Annotated in this window: 17 protein-coding genes; 5 read left to right on the forward strand and 12 right to left on the reverse strand. The window is 66.9% G+C overall.

Translation table 11 applies throughout. From position 1 onward, the window contains the following. Nucleotides 1-8 precede the first annotated feature (8 nt). The 8 genes from ACGFZA_RS10030 to ACGFZA_RS10065 all read right to left on the reverse strand — a co-directional run bounded on the left by ACGFZA_RS10030 (nt 9) and on the right by ACGFZA_RS10065 (nt 7,887). Nucleotides 9-425 carry a hypothetical protein gene (locus ACGFZA_RS10030; RefSeq protein ID WP_393678593.1) on the reverse strand — a complete coding sequence of 139 codons (417 nt, stop codon included), beginning with the start codon at nt 423-425 and terminating at the stop codon, nt 9-11. A gap of 531 nt (nt 426-956) precedes the next feature. Then, nucleotides 957-1,418 (reverse strand): hypothetical protein, encoded by a 462-nt coding sequence (locus ACGFZA_RS10035; protein WP_393678594.1) that lies wholly within the window; start codon nt 1,416-1,418, stop codon nt 957-959. 1,935 nt (nt 1,419-3,353) lie between these two features. Continuing rightward, nucleotides 3,354-3,959, reverse strand: coding sequence for a hypothetical protein (locus ACGFZA_RS10040; protein ID WP_393678595.1), 606 nt, complete (start codon nt 3,957-3,959; stop codon nt 3,354-3,356). A 263-nt stretch (nt 3,960-4,222) separates the two neighbouring features. Next, nucleotides 4,223-4,897 (reverse strand): GNAT family N-acetyltransferase, encoded by a 675-nt coding sequence (locus tag ACGFZA_RS10045; protein ID WP_393678596.1) that lies wholly within the window; start codon nt 4,895-4,897, stop codon nt 4,223-4,225. A gap of 18 nt (nt 4,898-4,915) precedes the next feature. Further along, on the reverse strand, nt 4,916-5,278 hold the full coding sequence (locus ACGFZA_RS10050) for a VOC family protein (protein ID WP_393678597.1): 363 nt from the start codon (nt 5,276-5,278) through the stop codon (nt 4,916-4,918). Nucleotides 5,279-5,293: 15 nt separating this feature from the next. Beyond that, entirely contained in the window at nt 5,294-6,166 is an 873-nt protein-coding gene (locus tag ACGFZA_RS10055) for a hypothetical protein (RefSeq protein ID WP_393678598.1), read from the reverse strand. Then, nucleotides 6,163-7,659 carry an MBL fold metallo-hydrolase gene (locus tag ACGFZA_RS10060; RefSeq protein ID WP_393678599.1) on the reverse strand — a complete coding sequence of 499 codons (1,497 nt, stop codon included), beginning with the start codon at nt 7,657-7,659 and terminating at the stop codon, nt 6,163-6,165. The genes ACGFZA_RS10055 and ACGFZA_RS10060 overlap by 4 nt, the downstream gene beginning before the upstream one ends. 99 nt (nt 7,660-7,758) lie before the next feature. Further along, nucleotides 7,759-7,887, reverse strand: coding sequence for a hypothetical protein (locus ACGFZA_RS10065; protein ID WP_329539207.1), 129 nt, complete (start codon nt 7,885-7,887; stop codon nt 7,759-7,761). Nucleotides 7,888-8,049: 162 nt separating this feature from the next. On the opposite strand from ACGFZA_RS10065, the gene ACGFZA_RS10070 reads away from it, so the two are divergent. From ACGFZA_RS10070 to ACGFZA_RS10090, 5 genes are all read left to right on the forward strand, one after another. Beyond that, nucleotides 8,050-9,360, forward strand: a complete 1,311-nt coding sequence (locus ACGFZA_RS10070) for an XRE family transcriptional regulator (RefSeq protein WP_393678600.1) — start codon at nt 8,050-8,052, stop codon at nt 9,358-9,360. Nucleotides 9,361-9,573: 213 nt separating this feature from the next. Then, nucleotides 9,574-10,317, forward strand: a complete 744-nt coding sequence (locus ACGFZA_RS10075; protein ID WP_393678601.1) for a hypothetical protein — start codon at nt 9,574-9,576, stop codon at nt 10,315-10,317. Nucleotides 10,318-10,321: 4 nt separating this feature from the next. Continuing rightward, on the forward strand, nt 10,322-10,978 hold the full coding sequence (locus ACGFZA_RS10080) for a dTMP kinase (protein ID WP_393678602.1): 657 nt from the start codon (nt 10,322-10,324) through the stop codon (nt 10,976-10,978). A gap of 739 nt (nt 10,979-11,717) precedes the next feature. Continuing rightward, nucleotides 11,718-12,734 carry a carbon-nitrogen hydrolase family protein gene (locus ACGFZA_RS10085; RefSeq protein WP_393678603.1) on the forward strand — a complete coding sequence of 339 codons (1,017 nt, stop codon included), beginning with the start codon at nt 11,718-11,720 and terminating at the stop codon, nt 12,732-12,734. Between the two features lie 396 nt (nt 12,735-13,130). Then, nucleotides 13,131-15,149: a Shedu anti-phage system protein SduA domain-containing protein gene (locus ACGFZA_RS10090; protein WP_393678604.1), complete on the forward strand. Its 2,019-nt coding sequence runs from the start codon at nt 13,131-13,133 to the stop codon at nt 15,147-15,149. 183 nt (nt 15,150-15,332) lie between these two features. On the opposite strand, the gene ACGFZA_RS10095 is transcribed toward ACGFZA_RS10090, so the two are convergent. The 4 genes from ACGFZA_RS10095 to ACGFZA_RS10110 form a co-directional block, all read right to left on the reverse strand. Next, nucleotides 15,333-16,073, reverse strand: a complete 741-nt coding sequence (locus tag ACGFZA_RS10095; protein ID WP_393678605.1) for a coenzyme F420-0:L-glutamate ligase — start codon at nt 16,071-16,073, stop codon at nt 15,333-15,335. 109 nt (nt 16,074-16,182) lie between these two features. After that, a complete protein-coding gene (locus ACGFZA_RS10100) occupies nt 16,183-16,632 on the reverse strand; it encodes a hypothetical protein (RefSeq protein WP_393678606.1) in 450 nt (149 codons plus the stop codon). 9 nt (nt 16,633-16,641) lie between these two features. Beyond that, entirely contained in the window at nt 16,642-16,779 is a 138-nt protein-coding gene (locus ACGFZA_RS10105) for a hypothetical protein (RefSeq protein ID WP_329539199.1), read from the reverse strand. Nucleotides 16,780-16,898: 119 nt separating this feature from the next. Continuing rightward, nucleotides 16,899-18,035, reverse strand: a complete 1,137-nt coding sequence (locus ACGFZA_RS10110; RefSeq protein WP_393678607.1) for a hypothetical protein — start codon at nt 18,033-18,035, stop codon at nt 16,899-16,901. Between the last annotated feature and the right edge of the window lie 5 nt (nt 18,036-18,040).

The raw sequence follows: 18,040 nt of genomic DNA on the forward strand, positions 1-18,040 counted from the left end.
ACTAGTGCTCACCGGTCCCGGAACGGCCGACGCCGCTGTAGCCCGAGAGGACGCGACAGGCTGGACTCCAGTCGGCTGACAAGATCCGTCCCCGCCGCCGCGGTCTGCGCGCGATGCTTGATCAGATAGGCCGAGAGCTCCGCCTCGCGCTCGTCACTGCTCTCGTAACGGGACCGCGCCTGTACGACCTGACGCCCAAATCTGTCAATACCGATGGTCCGCCGCAACGACTCAGGCAGGCCCACCGCAACCGAGTCCATCGACTTCCCTACCCCATGATCCAGCCACTCGTGGGCAAGCTCGTGCAAGATCGTGTGCTCGGTCTGATGCGGCGTGGGCCTGGGGCGGTAGAGGACGTACGTGACGGTGCTGACCCTCATGCGCAACCCGCACGCAGCTCGCAGGTCGCCATCGAGGTCATCCACCGGCACCAACTGAATGCTCCGGTCTTGGGCTGCCTCTAGTGAAGTCACCAAGGCTTGAATGCTGAATGGCTCGGGCAGAGAAAGGCTGGCGATCCTCGCGTCGCACTCCTTCAGGAGTCCACGTATTTCGCCCCCTCTCCGGAGGGTCGATATTCGCAGTCTCATCTTCCGTACCCACGTTCAGTCAGCGTTAGCATCGATCTCGGACCCATGGAGTTCCTGCACGAAACCAAGAGGTAACCAAGGCGGGTGAGAATCGTGTCTGGTGACGATATGTGTATCGTCCCATGGCCATCTCATCGGGGGCGCTCTCATTCCGCTTCGTCTGATTTGACCGAAGGGTGATAGGGCGCTTGCGCCGCCGACTGCATGCAGTGAATCCCACTCGCTGGGCAGTGTGATTCGTGAGCCTCGGATGTGTTCTTGGGATTCGTGAAGGTCCTGGGGGCAGTGCAGCGTCTTGTTCTGTGCGTGCGTGTGGGCCTAGTCCATCGCGGCTTCGAGGTCGTTAGAGGTGGCGTTCGATCGACCTCAGCGTCGAGGAAAGGGGTCGGCGGCAATGCCTGAACCCGGGACGTCCAGAATCCCGCCTTCGGCTCCAAGGCTGGCCCGGATCAGTCGAAGCTCGCTGGGCGCGCGGACGCCGCGGGCCCGCAGCTCAGCGACAACGAGTTGAGCGGCGGCGGCAGCGCCGGCCGGAGTGCGGTCGAAGCGGGCGTCCCACCAACAAAGCCCGGGCGTGAATGAGTGCCACCCCCTGGCGGTCATCGCATAGCGGTGATCGACGTCCCGGTCTGTTCCGTCCCGACGGTCCGCGAAAACGGAAACATCATCGCGGGGGCTGACCATTATGGCGAGCTGGCCGTCGCCGTGATCGATGTTGAACCCAGCGTCGTCCTCGCCGACGAGGGCTTCCAGATACTGGCTCCAGGCACGTAGAAGCGTCCCCAAGGCGTCCTGTAGTTGTGTCCAGTCGCGCGCAACAGGGTTCACCGGAGAGGGCTGGGCCGAGGCGCATCGCTGATGGCGCCAGAGATAGGGAAGATCCCCGCCGCCTCCTGGTCCGCGGCCAGCGCGCATCAAGAATCGCTCGGAGTCAGAGTCCTCAAGAGCAATGGTCCTGCGCACGGAGAGTAGCAACCCGCCGTCACGCTGCGCGTTCAATATCACTGTATGTGACGGGGTGCGCCATCGTACGTCTGGTCCGTGGGCGCCGCCCCCGTACTGCGATGGCGCACCCAGTCGCTCGACAAGGTCGTCCAGCACCTCCCGCACCGGGCCATTCTGGGGGGTCTCCGACGAGACCGTGCCCCAGCGTCGGCCCACTTGGATGGGTGCCCTCCGAAAATCCTCCCCCGTCGGTCCGTGCAGTAGGCGGTGAGCCAGATCCGAAACTGATGGCTCAGTCGTCGCGACTGTGTTCATGGTGCAACCATGCCGCAAATGCGTGCGCGGATAAATACCGTGTGACGTAGAACGCAATGGTGACCATTCAGCCTCTCGGTGCGCTGCATGCTGATTTGACTCTCTAGGTGAAGTTGGCTTAAGGCGGTTGTGACGGTGCCGGCGGCAGCTTTCGTCCTCGCCGGCATGGCGAGTATTGCGCATCGAATGCTGTGGCGCCGTTGGTGAGGTGCGGGTGTGGCTCGCCTGCTGTCAGGGTACGAAATGCAGTCACCATCTGGCGGTGGAGGTTGCCGATGGGTTGTGCATCTAGCATTGCGCCCTGGCGAACTGACGGGCTGTAGGTAGACGGCCCAAATTATGGATTCAGTAACGCTGCTACATGGTGCGTAGCTGGTCGTAGGGCGCCTGGCGGACCTCAGTCGCCCGTGTCTTTGCTTAGCGATGCGCGCGATAGTCCTGTCAAATTCCCCCCGTGCGTGCAAGGTTGCCGGGGGATCGGCGATTCGAGAATCGGTGGTGGAGCAGCCGGGTTCGGGTGTGCACCAGAGGTTCGGTGATGAGTGCCAGCCCCTATGTCCTTGTCACACATGCGTGGGGAGGTCGTACAGCAGACGGCAGCGCTGGCCGGGAAGACGGGCATCGTGATATCGGCGGGCAGTGAGCTGGTGGGCCTGCGGAAGAGCCGCTTGGCTGCTGGTTCGTCACATGCAGGGGCCGCCGTCGGCATCGCCTGTGTACTGCGGGATGCCGTGCGCGGAGCGTGGTTCGTTGAAGTGCCCCATCAAGCATGCGGAGAACACGTACGCCGAGGTGGCAAGCAAGATGGCCGCCTGCAACCGGAGATGGGGCATTCGAGTCGTATCTTTTCGGCGGCCAGCTGCTCAACAGGCTGGCCGCCGAGAGGATCATGTCGAGCTGATTCCTCGCCGGTTGGTGCTCCAGACGGAACTGAACGACAAGCCCAGGGAGGGGCGTCGGAGCAGGAGCGCCGCGAGCTTCGCGAGCGACCCCGGAGCGGCCCAGATGCCGGGATTGCGGCGTGCACGGAGGATTCCCCTTACGGCGCCTTGGCTGTTCATGGCCCCGCGAGTTAGCCCGTCATCACACGAAGTTCGGCCCGCCATCGCCGACGCTGTAGTCCGCTACCCGGGTGCAGTTGATGAAGATCAAGGAAAGCAGCTGGAGCGCATGCGTCACAGCATCCCCGCACCCTCGAATGCTGCGGCTTCACCGTCGCCGCCCTCGACGGGCTACCGCACTCCCCGCTCCGGGTAACCCTCCCCGCCCCTCGGCACAGGCCCCCACCCGCGACCGCCGCGGCCACTGCACCGCCTGTGGCAGAGGTACGCCAGTGGAGCCGCGACCGGGGTATGGACGTGCCTGCGCGAGGCCGACTCCGCAGCGAGGTCTGGGGCGCCTGGCACGCAGCCCGCACTCTGCTGGAGTCGAGCCGCTGAACCGGCCCTTTGGCGCGGTGCCGGCCTACGCCCCGCGGTGACAGGTCCGGGCCCAGGGGCTGGCTCAGCCTCCGAGAGGGATTTCAGCGATCGGCTCCCAGGACATGCGCCAGCCGCCGTGATCAGCCGCGATGTCGTAACGGACGTTGAGCAGGTGGAGGGTGTCGACGTGCAGGGGCGCCCGGCGTGGAGTGAGGGCGCGCAACGCACCGTTGAGCCGGTCGGAGTTCGCCGTGTCGTAGCTGTAGCCCAGTGAACAGTGGATCCTGCCGCCATTGTGCTGCAGTGCGGCATCCCCCCGAGTTGTGTGGATCGCGGCCTGTACACGCTTTTGCAGGGCGACGGCCTGGTCCTCGGGCCATACGTCGAGCACGCCTCCGGCGATGTTGCCGATGGGGGGCCCGACCTCGGTCACGAACGGGGCCGTATCCGCCAGCTCCTTGTGGAGTGCGTTGACCAGGTCGGTACGCTCGCTGCCGCTGATTTCGGCGGTGGGGGCATCGGCGACCATTTCGATGGTCAGGTGTAGCGTTCCGGGATCGCCCGCCGCGGGTGGGCAGGCCAGGTCGATCGGGTAATCGAGCAGTGCGGGTCGGCAGGCGTGGGCAAGAGCGATCAGCTCGTCGTCGACCCCGGCTCGGGGCAACACGTATGCGTGGGTGACTTCCATTCCGTCAACCCAAGGCCGCCCTTGGAATTTCGGAGTGAATCTCTCCACCTGTGGTACCTCCTTGATGCGTGACGTTCCGGTCCGCCGGTGACGTAATCCGGCCCTGATAGTGCGCACGGAGTGGAGCGCAGTCAGGGCCGCACATGCCGACCATAGTCATCATGCATGCTGTTGAACCGGGAATGAGTTTCTGTGACGAGACCTCCTGTTTGATGGGTTTCTACAAGAATTCGACAGATCAGGTCCGTGCTGGGCATCGCGGCCTACGCGTGCCGGACGACGTCTATGGGTTCCGGTGCTGCGGGTACGCCGAACATGTGCCGGCACTCGTCGAAGCCTTCGACCAGGGTGGGCTGTCGGGCCTGCCCGCGCCACCGTTCGGCGGTAAGGGTGGCGTCGTGGGCTTCAACGAGGTGCTGGTCAACAGCCAGGCGCCGCACCCCATTGGACTCGTATCCGAACTTCTCTGAGACACGGCGGGATGCGGTGTTGTCCGCGAAGGCGGTGGAGATGACCCGCTCGGCGCCGAGGCTAGCGAAGGCGAGGTGGAGTGCGGCGGCGCGCATCTGGGTGCCGAACCCGTGGCCTTGGAGGCGGCGGCCGAGCCAAAAGCCGGTGCGGGCCTCGTGGGTGACGCGGAAGTCGTGGGCGGAGAGGTTCTGCTGCCCGATGACCTGGCCGTCGTGGAGGACGACCAGGAGGAGGCGCCAGTTGTCCTCGTGCCAGTCGCCGCGGGCCCACCAATGGTTCTGGACGACGTTGCGGGCGGCCTGCTCGGCGGTGCCCGAGGCCCAGGGCTGCGGGAAGTACACGGCGCCGGGCGGAACAATGCCGTTGGCCGCCACCTGCGCGAGCTCGTCGATCTGGCTGTCGTCAGGGACGCGCAGGACCAGGTCGGGGGTGGTGAGCGTGAGCTGGGTGAGCGGCCAGTGGCGCATGGGTGCCTTCCGTGGGAGTCAGAACCCGTCGATGCCAATCACGTTGCCGAACGGGTCGGTGAGCTGTGCGATCTTGCGGCCTGCGCCGTCGCCGACGTCGAGTGGGCCGCGATGGTGGGTGCAGCCGGCGTCCAGGAGGCGCTGGCGCACGGCGGCGACGTCGTCGACGGCCCAGTACGGCACGGGGCTGCCGCCGCGCCGGTTGCGATTCTCGTCCAGGGGGTGGAAGCCGAACTCGACGCCGGCGACGTTGAGCCATGCGTAGACGGCGTCGCCATCGATGTCGAGGTGGACCTCGGCCTGAAGGACGCCGCCCCACCAACGAGCGGACTTCTCTGGGCTCTCGGCGAAGATCATGATGGCGCGAATGCCGTTGAACACTGGTGCCTCCGATGGTCACTGGGCGACGCCGTGAAGCGAGGTGAGGCCGGTGGCCGTGGCGAATGCGGTCAGCGCACGCACAAGGCCGTCGTCGCTCCACTGGGCGCCGAGATCGTTGTTGTGACGACGGTATGCCTGGCGGACCCAGCGCGGGCGCAGAGCGCGCCCTTCCACTTGTCCGAGGTAGGCGAGGGTTATCAGGTCGGGTAGTCCGGTCAGGTCCGGGCGCAAGGTCTCGGCATCGATGAGCGCAAAGCGTCCGTCGGAGCGGCGTCTGCAGTGGTCGGCCTTGAGGTCGAGATGGCCGAGAGGAACGTGGTCATCACCGTGCGCGTCGGCAGTCAGCCGTAGCAGCTCGCGCCATGCGACGGGATCCCGGACCCACGCTGGCGCAGGCGCGTCGGACGTGGTGGCCAGGCGCCACGGGCTCATGGTTTCGGTGACGTGCTGGGGCCACCGGGCGGACGCGGTGTGGATGGCCGCGACGGCGGCGATCAGTTCCTCAAATCCGTCCTCGTGCTCGATGGCCGCAGGCTCGTGAAGGAAATCGACCATCAGGGTGCGGCTGATGTCGCTGGCACTGTGCAGCTCCGGCAGGACCCGTTCGCCCTCCAGAAGCTGGTAGGCGAGGACCTCGCCGAGGTAGGCGGCCTCGTCGCCGTGCCGCTTGAGGAGCCGCCGGGGCGGGGCGCCGAGCGTGAAGGTGGCAGTGCGGTAGCGGGTGGTCAGGCAGCGCACCGGTCCGGGCGCGACCGGGTGGTGACGATGAACCAGGGAGCGGGCCTGGGCCTCCGCCTGGGACGGGTCAGTGGTGAGCGGGGTGGCGAGCCACCCGTCGGGCCGCACACGGGTGGCGCCAACGAGTGGCCCGGCCAGGGTGGTGCTCATGCCGCGATGCCCTGGGTGTAGCCGAGTGCGGTGAGGCTGTGCTCGTAGCAACGGGCGGCCAGGTCGGGACGCTGGTGCTCGCCGTAGACCGCGAACAGGGCGTAGACCGGGGAGTCGAGCGGTTCGCCGATGTGCCAGCCCTGGTACGAGCCGCCGACGACGTCCCAGATCTGAGCGCGCCCCTCGAAGACCGCGATCAGGTCCTGGTAGTAGATCTCGACACCGAACGGGTAGGCCGCCATCGCCTCTTCACGGCTGGTCGCCTCAACCAGCTCCCAGGCGGGCCCGGTGATGTTCCAGGCGTAGGACTCGATGCTGCCCTCGGCGCCGGGCGGGTCGAGCAGCCGCAGCACGGCGCGACGGGAGCCGACCGGGCCGTGAAGGTAGTCATGGATGCCGGAGGCCAGGGCGCCCATCCGGGTCGCGATCAACTCGCGGGCCATCCGCGGCAATTCCTCGGAGAGCAGGGCCCGCGCCGGCTCCCATTGCTCCTGCGGCAGAGGCGCGGTGATCGGGGTGGGCTCCACCTCCTTCGGGTTAGCGAGGAAGGCGCGCTGCTCCTCCAGGGCGCGGGCCTCAGCGGTCTCGTCGAGGTGTACCCACGGGGCGCGGGAAGCGGTGACGGGGCCCGTGCCGTGCGGAACGGTGAGCCGGTCGCCCGGGCGCGGGCCGTGCACGCGGAAAAGGTGCTGGAGGGCGTTGGAGGTTTCGGCGAGCGCGGCGTGGTTGGCGTAGAGAAAGGGGCCGTGCGGGCTGCGGGGGGCGGTGAACCCGTTGCCGCACAGTGCGACGTCCGTTGCGCCGTCGAACGGCTTGCAGTAGTCGATCAGCAGGCCGTTCAAAATCTCGATGCCGCTCTTGCGGGTGCGAGGGCCGTCCATGCCGGGCAGCAGGTTGTTGTCCGCGCCGAGCGCCCCGTACGGGACGGTCTGTGCGTTGTTGGACACCACTGCCAGTCGCGGCGGCGCCAGCGCGCCGTCGGCGAGCTGCTCGATGTAGAGGTCGGAGACGTCGGCGTCGACACCGATGAACACGTCGTTGCCGGTAGTGCCGGCGAGTCGGATCAGCGGCTGGGCGACGCGCTGTTCCCAGAACAAGGTTCGGGCACCGGCCGGGTAGAGGATGATCTCGATTTCGCCGATGACCAGGGGCGTGGTGTGGTCGAGGCGGTGCACGGTGAAGCCGAGGACCTCAATGGCGTCGGTGACGGCGGCCGGGGTGGTCATGCCGGTATAGACCGGGACTGCCTTCGGCAGCATGTTCAGCGAGGGCAGATGGAAGTGGTCCAGGTGCTCGTGGCTGAGGATCACCGCGCCCGGCAGCGACATCGTCGCGACGTCGATGTGTCGCGGCGGCCATATCGGGAACTCAAGGCCCCCGGCGCCGAAGGCTTCCGTGAGGATCGGATCGAGCAGTACCGTGGACAGACCATCGGTGATGTGCCAGGTCTGGTGGCCTAGGAACGTCAGTTCCAGCCCGGTGGAAGTGGCCATGTCGGTTCTCCTCTGCAAGGTCGTGGAACGGGCGGGCAGGCCGCGGCTGGGGACGATTTCGGCGCCCCCAGCTGCGGTCTTCTCATCAGCTGTGGCGCGTCACCGGTGGTACGTGGTCGGCGCGTGGCTGGTGGCGCCGGTCGCGGCAAACGCCGTCACTCGGCGCTGCAGGGTCCGCACCGCCTCGGCGGTCACCTTCGGCGTCGCGCTCTTCTTCGACTCGCTCATCGCGCACCTCCTCTCCCTGGTCTTGGCCCCGCCCCGGCAGCGGGGATCTACTGCGAGTACAGCTCAACTGTTCGACTCTGGACAGGAGTTGGGTGTAGTTCTGGTGTAGTCCCGGGCCACGCGCAGTACGCTTCCAGTCACGCAGGATGATGGGATGGCTCCGTGGACGACCTGATCCGCCACCCGCTCGCCCACGCTCGGATCGAGCGCGGATGGACCCAGCCTGAACTCGCCCGCCGGGTACGGCGGGCCGCCTTGCGGCGTGGGCTTCGGTCCGGAGTGGACCGGCAACGGATCTGGAACTGGGAAAACAACCGGGCCACCCCCGACGCCGACTCCCAGATGCTCCTCGCCGACGTGTTCGAGATCGACCATTACCTCGTTGCCGCCCTCAGCTGGCCGCACTGGCTGCCTGGCCGTGACAGCTCCATACCTCTCGGGCCCGACAGCACCGTTCCCGCTCTTCGAGAGGCTCTGCAATCCTCTATGGACCGCCGCACATTCCTGACCTACGGCTCAGCCGCCCTCGTCGGCCTCGCTCACCAGTGGGCCGCCACCGAGCCGCAGGCGCTGGCCGCCGCCCTGGACGGTAAACCAGTTGATGCCGAAATCGTCGACTTGCTGGAAACCACGGGGCAAAAGCTCACCAGCTTCGTCACCGAGCAACGCCAGCACACGAGCACGCTCCTCGACGCCCACCTGACGACCGTCACAGACCTGATCGAGAACGCCAACTACACCCAGCATGTCGGCCGGCGCCTGCACGCCCTGGCCGCACGCATGTCCTCCACCGTCGGATGGCACCGCTTCGACCAGGGCAAGCACGCCGCGGCCGGCCGATTTTGGCACGGAGCCCTGCACAGCGCCCACGCCTCCGGCGACCGTGACCTCGGCGCCGGCATCATGTCGGATCTCGCCTACCAGGCCACCTGGCTGAAGGATCCGAAGACAGCGACGCAGATCCTCGATAGCGCAGTCCTGCGGACTGAACACCCCACCGCCCGCTCGCTGCTGTACCTGCGCCTAGCACGTGCCCAGGCTGCGCTCGGTGAGGCATATACTTGTCGCCGCTCACTGGCCACCGCCGAACAGGAACTGGCGAGAACTACGGGCGCCCCGCCGGAATGGTGCTCGTGGATGTCTCCCGCCGATCTGTTGGTGGACTCTGGGCAATGCCTGCTTGACCTCGGCGAACGGGAGCGCGCCCAAGGGTTGCTCGAGGAGGGCACGGCTCTGCTTCCCGGTGCCCGTGACAAAACGCGGGCGGTGTTCCTCAGCTACGAGGCGGGCAGCTTCCTTCGGGCAGGCGAAGCCGACCAGGCCGCAGCTGCCGCGATGCAGTCACTTACCTTGGCCACGAAGATCGGCGCCCCGCGGTGCGTAGCCCTCGTGCGCGACCTTGCGCCCGGATTCAAAAAGCACGCCGGAGCCGACGGCGTCAACGACCTTCTGGAACACATCCGCGCAAGCTGAGCCAGCATTCCTCTCGCCTGAACCCGCACTCCGCCCCGCGCGCAGCACAGCTCCGGCGGTGCCGCACCGGGCATTTCGGGAACCGTCGGTGGCGAGCTTGCGCAGCATGAGCGCGTCACCGGCGCAAAACAGCTCCAAGCAGCCGTAGCCGGCCACGCCCCGTGGCCTCGAAGCCCGTACATCTCGAAATCCCTCGTGTTTGAAGGAGACCTCGTGCCACCCTCACCACCGCGCGGCGCGCCGACGCTCTACGAGTCGTGGGAGGCGCTCGCCGATGGCCTGCACACTCAGCGCCTCGCCCTGCACCTGCCGCAGCTGCGCGATCAGATCAGCACGACTGCCGCCATGACAGGCGTGGCGGGCGGCATGACGGCCAGCGCGCTGACCGCGCGCCCGGCCGAACTTCACGATGCTCAGGCTCAGGCACTGATCCACGGTGCGGGCCTGAACGGCTGGGTGCGCCTGCCCGTTGAGCACGGCATTGACGACTCCAGGGTCAGCCCTCTGGCCGACGCCGCCGAGGGCATCGAGTCCCTGCTTCTCGACGGCACGGCGGACGGTGCGCTACGCGCAGCGGTGTGGGCGGTCGGTGCCGCCTCGGCGTGGTGGGTGGGCGCCTTCGCCGCGATCCGGCATCTCGGCGTGCATCACGCCCGTCTCACTCCGATCGACGACACGGTCACCCTGGACACGCTGCGCGAGGCCGTCCGCGTCGTCAGCCTCGGCACTGCCCAGCGGATCCTGGCTCACCACCTGCGCCACGACTCCACCGATGAGGCGGTCTGTGTCGCGTACTGCCGGGCCGTCACCGAGAGCATCGTGGTCGAGCCAACGCTGCCGGCGCTCCTGGAGGAGCTGGGCGAGCTGCGGCTCGTGGACTTGGTGGCCACGTCGATCCCGTGGCGCGGACGGTTCATGAAGTACGCCGGAGGCACCGGCGCCGGGCAGGTGGAGTAAGCCGATGGGCCAATACCCCTTCATCGTCGTCGAGGGCCTGGATGGCACTGGGAAGACCACCCTGCGCAAGGGTCTCTTCCGGCTCTTTGAGGGCCTGCACGGCGTCACCCCGCTCGCGGCACTGACCACCAACTTCCTCGACGCGACCGTCGCGGGCGACCTGGTCGAGGGCAAGTACCAGCCCACCGACGACAACCAGCGCCGCTACCTGGCCGCGCTTGCTGCGGACAAGCAGGCCACCGCCAGCCGCCTGATCGCCCCGTCATTGCCGGCACGGCCGGTGATCGCCGATCGGTGGCTGCTGTCCGAGCTCGCCTTCTTCGCGGTCAAGCACGACCGGACACCGAAGGAAACGCTCGCCGTACTGACCGAGAGCCTGCGTGTCGTCCCCGACCTCACCCTGGTACTCGACATCACTCCCGAGACCGCGATGGGGCGGGCCGCCGCCCGCTCCGGCGACGCCACCCGTGCCGACTGGGACGTCCTCGACATCCAGGCCCGCGTACGCGAGGTGTACCAAGCGGTTGCCGAGGAGCCCGGCGCTTTTGCGGCCTTGGGGCCGGTGGTCCGCATCAACGCTGCCCAGGATCGCGCCGCAGTCCTGCACACCGCCTGGCAGGCCCTCGACCAGCACGGCCTGCTGCGACACAGCGACGGTTGATTCCTGCGCCGAAGTGACGCCCGCGTCCCGCTCACCGACAGCGCCACCGGATGACAAAAGGTGGACGCGGTCGATCGTGATGTCCAGCCGCGGGGCCGCAGCGCGCAGTGCCTAAGGGCTGTCCCGCAATTCCTGGCGGGCGCGCGACGACAGCTACGGCACCTCGCGGCGTTGTCGGAACGCCCGAATACATCCAGTATTCGGGCGTCCCTCCGCCTTGCGATGCACCGCATCTGACGCCGCGCGCTGATCCACCAGGAATTGCGGGACAGCCCTTAGTTGCGGCACAGGGCGTGAAAGTCCTGACGCATTGTGCAGTCAGGTATCGGAACTCCCGATTACTTCGAAACCCAGGCAGATGCTGTTCCTTTCCTCTAACGAGCGGTGTGGCGGGAGCTGACTGGGAAGCCCCGATACACACGCCGCCCGGCACGCGATGGGGTGATCTCCAAGTTGGTGAGCACCTTGTCGTCCCATTCCCTGCCAAGTTCAGGGTGTTGCACTGAGGTGCTTCCAGCCGGGCCATTCGACGACGCGCCATCGGGTTCAAGGAGGTTGACGGAGCCCGTAGGCGGCGGCATGATGACGGACTGCGTGGCCTACGCCGAACCTCCCGCGACCGTCCCCAGCACGGTCTCCCATCGGAGGCAAAGGGACTAGCGTCTCAGGTTGCTGTCACAGCCCGATCGCCTCGGGCGAGGTTGCTGGGGAGCCGTCGCCCAAGGCGTGGAAGGCCGCGATGACAGCACACAGGAACTTCAAGCGCCAGGTGCGCGCCCGCGCCGCCAAGACCGGAGAGTCCTACACATCTGCCCTCCGGCACTTCCGTCCGACTCCATCTGGAGAAGTCATGTCGGAAGCAAGGAACTCCAAGAGCGTGCGGCTAGCCGTCGCGCAGACCCCCGTTCGCGAGGACCCCCGAGATGTTGACGCGCTGCACGAAAGCGGTCGCCAGGTCCGTGCTCTGATGCGCGAGGCGAGTGCTCGGGGCGCGAGGATCGTGCACTTCCCGGAAGGTGCGATCTGCTTTCCCCACAAGCTCGTCATGTCCGTCGACGGCCCGGACGCGGTCGGCCCGGCGGACTGGGATCGGTGCCAGTGGTCGGTTTTGCAAGCAGAGTTGGCTGCGATCCTCAAATTGGCACGGGAGTTGCAGCTCTGGACGGTGATCGCTTCGGTGCACCGCTTGACCGAGCCGAACCGCCCGCACAACAGCCTCTATGTCGTCTCCGATCGCGGCGAGGTTGTCACGCGCTACGACGAGCGTCTGCTGTCGAGTACGAAGGTGTCGTACATGTACTCACCGGGCATCTCGTCGGTGACCTTCGACGTCGACGGTGTGCGCTTCGGCTGCCTCCTCGGAATCGAGATCCACTACCCGGAGTTGTTCGCCGAGTACGAGAAGCTGGACGTCGACTGCGTCCTGTTCTCTACGACCGGCGTCTCCCCAGGAAACGCCGCCGCCCAAGCTCAAGGCCACGCCGCGGCCAACAGCTACTGGGTCAGCTTCTCGGTGCCGACGCAGCACAGCGCCACCGCGTCGTCCGGAGTCATCGCCCCCAACGGCGACTGGCTTGAGCGGTGTCCTACGGACGGATCCCCGTCGGTGGCGGTAGTAGACCTCGACAACGATTCCGAGGCCGCCGCCGAATCATTGACCTACGCACGTCCCTGGCGTCGCGAAGCGCGCTCGGGCGTCTACACCGGATACCACGTGACCGATCCACGAAGCGAAGACCGAACTGCAACCATCTAGCGGAGAAACAGAATCCGAGGGGTTCGCGGGTACGGGTTGGCCCCCACGCCGCGAACACCTTGGATTCCGAGTCGTTGGGGCAGTCGGATCATCGTCGGTGGCCGCGACCGCGGAGGGCGTCGCCCGGTGGCCAAGAACATCGTGAAGCAGGGATGCGACACCGTGCGCCGGTAACGCTCCGTCACGGGTAGCGGGACCCTCGACGGGTGCGCGACGACCTCGTACGGATTGTGTCCCCGCACCTAGAGGCGGTGCGGGTGGAGCGAGTGTGAGTGGCCGCGTTTTCGACGAGGTGAAAGTCTCAATTGTCCGGCGCCCTACTGCCTAACCGTCCATCCTGGACGCATGACTTCCACCGATCCAGCCAGAGCGAACGAGCCGCCGACAATCACGGCGGTGACGCGACGTGACATCTTCACGTACCTGCGCGGGATATCCCGCCCCTGGTGGGGGGAAATGGACGAGGTCACGTTCCTGGAGGGCCTCTACGACCTGGACCGGCCTCCAGTCGACAACAGCCAGCTTCCGACTGTCCGCGCCGATATCCAGCAGCACCGGTTCAACAACCAAGACCTGCCCGACGACTGGGTCTTCGAGGACTCCCGCTTGGAGCTCTCCCACGGACCGGATGAGGTACTGCTCACCTTTCTGGCACGGATGGTCCATCCTGAAGTGGCGGCTGACGTCGAGGCGGCTATACAGCACGTCGAGGAACTGAACTTGCTTCTGGCGCCGGACGGATGGGGTCTGCGTCCGTACGAGTTCCTCTCGGGCCGCCCCCTGTACGAGCCGGTACGAGTTGCGCCTAGTGGCCCGTTGGTCCCGCTGCCGCTGGAGGACGAGGACACGGGCAAGCTCGACCTGGTCCTCGGCCAAACCTTCAGCCTCCTGGACTGCGCTGGCGAGGAGAGCGCACGCGACCTGCTCCGCACTGCGGTCCTGACCCTCCGCCGTGACGGCGGCTTCTTCCATCCCACACCTGGCGACAACTGGACGGATGCCACCTACGAGGCGGTCCTGACCGTGGAGCGCGAGCTACTGCCCACCTGCACCCCGGAGGCGAACGAGGTGGTCTGGCGGACGCTGCAGTCCGTGCTCATCCAGCTCGGGCGCTTCGACGTCCAGGACCTCGTGGTCGAAGGCGACACCCGGCCGCTGCCCAACATCCCACCGGACTGGCGGACCCAAGCCGCAGCGCCCGCTACCCCCATCGTTCGAGGCTTCCGACTCCCCTTGTCCACCACCGACTTCGATGTCACCCGCAGGGACTTCACCGACCTAGAGATCCGCGGTTCGCAGGACAGCAGCGGTTTTCACTACCTCTATGACACCCGCGCCCGCCGGATGATCACCGACTTCGTCCTCGACGACCGGCCGCAGGTGGCGACCTTGTGCAGCGTCACCATCATTAAGAAGGGCGACACCTTCACGCCGAGGGTCAAGCTCTGGAAGAAGGACAAGAAGAGGGCTGGGGAAATCTCCGCCACGCAGACAGTGTCTGAGACCGGGACCACTCGGGCCGTCAAGGCGCTCGTCGACACCGGGGACGTCCACGAGAACTTCTGGAAAGTCATCCACTTCCTCCAGGGCTGCACCGGCCTGAGCACGCCCGGCAGTTCCCTCCAGCTCGTGGCCGGCGACGAGGCCCAACTGGCCCAGTTGCTGACCGGCCAGGACCGGATGACGGTTCTCGGTGCGGTCAGGACAGCCATCGGTGGCGGGCTCACAGAGGAGGACATCCGGCTGATCAGCAACCGCAAGGAACAGCTCCAGAGGTTCGAGCGACTGCTGACCGATCCGGAGTACTTCCGGCAGGAGGAGAGCCTGGCAACGACACGCGGGGCGGAGGCGGTCTGGCAGGCTTTCTTCGAGGCGAATCAGTGGATATTCGGGTATGGCCTCAACCTGATTGCCTGCGAATCCATCAACGACGGCAAACTGGAACGCATCACCACCGGCGCCAACATCTTCGGCGGAGCCGGGAAACGCATCGACGCCATCATGCGGTCCAAGGGCCTGATCAGCAGCATGCTCTTCTGCGAGATCAAGACCCACGACACCGAACTACTCTCCAAGACCCCGTACCGTGCGGGCGTCTACCAGGCGTCCAAGGAACTCGGCGGCGGTGTGGCGCAGGTGCAAAAGACGGCCAGCAAGGCCCAACAGCTCATCTCCAGCCGGTTCCTCACCCGGATCTACGAGGAAGACGGCACCCCGACAGACACCGAACTGTCCACCACCCGCCCGCGACAGGTCGTGGTGATCGGGAGCCTGCGCGAGTTCACCCACAACGGCGCCGTGAACCCGGAGAAGATGAGCTCCTTCGAGCTGTACCGGACATCCATCCAGGACGTCGAGGTAATCACGTTCGACGAACTCTACGAGCGGACCTGCTTCATCGTCGAGGATCACTGAGGCGGACCGCTGACAGGGCGCTCGCCGACACTGCCGCTACCCGTGAGGAAGTGTTTCCGGCGCACGGGGGCACATCCCGGCTGCACGGAAACCGTCGGGGCAAGCCCATCTGCCGCGTAGGCCGCCCGGTGCAGAACAGGTGACAGCGCGCTGTCGACGGGGACCCGAGTAGGGCGAGCCGTGTCACAGCGCTTGGTGGAGCATCGCGGCCACTCCTTCGTCGCTGTGCTCGTAGGCGATACCCCGCAGTACGGCGACGGGGGCGCCGCGGCCTCGTTGTCCGAGGATTAGGCCGGCCGCCGCGGCCACCAGGTCAGTCAGGGCCTCCTCCTGCCGCTTCGTCTTCCCGCCGGGCTCGGCGTGCTCGGTCACACGCAGCGGTGCGATGCCTGCGGCCCCGATGCTGATGACGGTGGCGCCCCGCCGGTCTGCGCGTCCGTCGGAGTCTGCGATCACCACGGCGACGGTGGCGCCGCTGTACGCGGTGATTGCGTCGCGCAGCGCGCGGGCAGATGCGTCGGGGTCCTTGGGCAGCAGCCACGCACCGTCGGGCCCGGCGCGGTCGATGCCGGCCGACGTCAGCTGATATCCGAGGTGGTGTCGGGCGATGATCGGGCCGCGCTCGCCGACCACGAAGTGGTCGCTAGATTCTCCGAGGATCAGTTCCACGATCTCGGCCGGTTTGCCGGAGCGCGCGGACAGGTCGAGGGCAGCCGGGCTGGGCGTCACACCCGCGAGATCGACAAACCGCCCCTCGGCGATCGAGACGGCCTTCGAGGCGACAACGATCACATCGCCGTCCTGTAAATCCGTGACCTGAGCGGACAGGACATCCGTAATCACGCCAGACAGATCATCGCCGCAGGTGATGGCGGGGAAAGGCTCCAGGGCGAACGCGCGGAAGGCGCCGGTGGCGGTGCTCATGAGATGCGGCTCCGGGTGGGTGGGCGGTCAGGACACCGAACAGCCGGGTGTGGGCGGCGGCGAGTTGCGCCGCCTTTTCATTTGGTGGTGCTGCGCGAGATGGCGGCCGTCAGGTTCTGATCCACGTTGCGAGCCACCACTCGCGGCTGCGCGCGAGCTTCGCCACCAGGAGTTCGTGGGCGGCTCGGTAGGCGTCTGCCTCGTGGCCGCCGTCGGCCCAATTGGGCATGTCGTTGACGACGTCGACCGGGGTGGTGTCCCACATCGGGGCGGTGTTGAAGTGGCCGACCAGCGCGACCGGGTGTCCGGTTAGGCGTCTCACCTCGTCGACGAAGGCATCCTTGGCACCCTCGCAGTTGGTCAGTACGACCGCGGCGGCCCCCAGGACGCCGTCGGCCAGTTCGCGCAGGTCCAGGAACGGTTGATCGGCATGCGGCCCGAGCCACGCTCCATCTCCGGTCGCTGAACCGTGGAGATCGATGATGATCATCTCGCCGGGCTCGGAGTCCTTGAGCGCGGCAGCGATGTCGTCCTTGGTGCGGATCGGTCGGTCGTACACGGTGGAGATCTACTCGGCTTCCTTGGCGCAGTCCAGCTTGTCCTTCATCACGCTCAGGTACCGGGGGAACCGGGGGTCAGGCTCGATCACGCTGTAGAGGCGGCGGACCACCCACGGTTCCCACTGCGGCACAGTTTTCTCCCCCACGTCACGGTCTCGTTGCCTGCCTGACCATCGTGGCACCGCGCGGGTGCTGGCGTGGCCAGTCGACGGGACTGGCCGGATCGTGCGGTCTGCGTAATCGGCTCACCAGCAAGCTCTTGCCCCTACGCGGAAAGGAGGTCGTTGGCGGTCTTGGCCAGCATCTCGGCGGATGTACGGCTGTCGTGGTTGAGGACGAGGGCGCGGCGCGGTAGTTGCGCGAGCCGGTCGGCCAGGTCGGTGGGAGGGGCGGCCTTCGTGGGGGCGAGACTAAAAATGTCGGGGTAGCGGTCCTCGGTCTTGCCGGTGAAGAAGTCCTCCTCGCCCAAGACGCGGGGCGTGTCGAGAACGCGCGGTTCGGCGTCCTTGTCGACCTGAGGGAAGAGAAGGGCCGCGGCATGCGCCTGGGGGGCGAGCGTCATGCCCAGCAGGGAGGAGAGTTGGTCGGGGAAGAACTGGGGCTTGAGTTCCTTGCCCTTGGCGTTCCAGATCGGCTCGGTGCTGCCGGCGTGCAGGGCATCGGTGACGCGCTGGTCCTGGGTGGGGTGCATCTGCTCGCCCTCCAGGATGCGGGCGCGCAGCGGTTCGTACAGACCGGTCGACTTGAGCAGGCCGAAGCCGATCGCGGCGGCCGACGGCCAGGGCAGGATCCGCAGTCCGCCGCCCTCGGGGCGGATGAAGACGCGGTCGTTGGCCAAGAGCTCGAAGCCCTCGCGGGCCAGTAGCAGTGCGGTCGTGGTCTTGCCCGCTCCCTTGGGGCCGAAGGTGAGGAGCGAGCCTCCGTTACGGACGACGCAGGAGGCGTGCAGGATGTGGAATCCCGCACGCAGCAGCTGGCCGCGGATGAGCTCGCGAGCCAGTCGGGAGGCGGCGACCGCGACTGACTGCGCGTGGGCGCCGGCGATGACGAGACGGTTAGTGGCCGGGTCGTAGTGGTAGGCGAGCCGCTCAGCGGGCTGAGTTGCGTAGACCGCGCCGTCCTCGTGCCGGGCCACGAGGGTGCGAGCGTTCGCGTACTCGATCTCGTTGTGGTCGTAGTCACCGACGAGGGTCTCGATTCCGGCGAGACGAGTGTCGTCGACGTCGGCCAGCAGCAGGGCGCCGCCCTCGGCGAGGCTGTCGCTGTGGTCGGCTGGGACGGGCACGGTGGTGGCGTTCCACCAGCCGCCGAAGTAGCGCAGGGCCCAGTCGGTGATGTCCTTGGTGTCGCTGACGACCGTGACGGTCGCGGCATCGGCGTGAATGCGGGTGGCGCTCAGCACGCGTG

This window comes from Streptomyces sp. NPDC048211, from assembly GCF_043202315.1.
GTDB lineage: Bacteria > Actinomycetota > Actinomycetes > Streptomycetales > Streptomycetaceae > Streptomyces.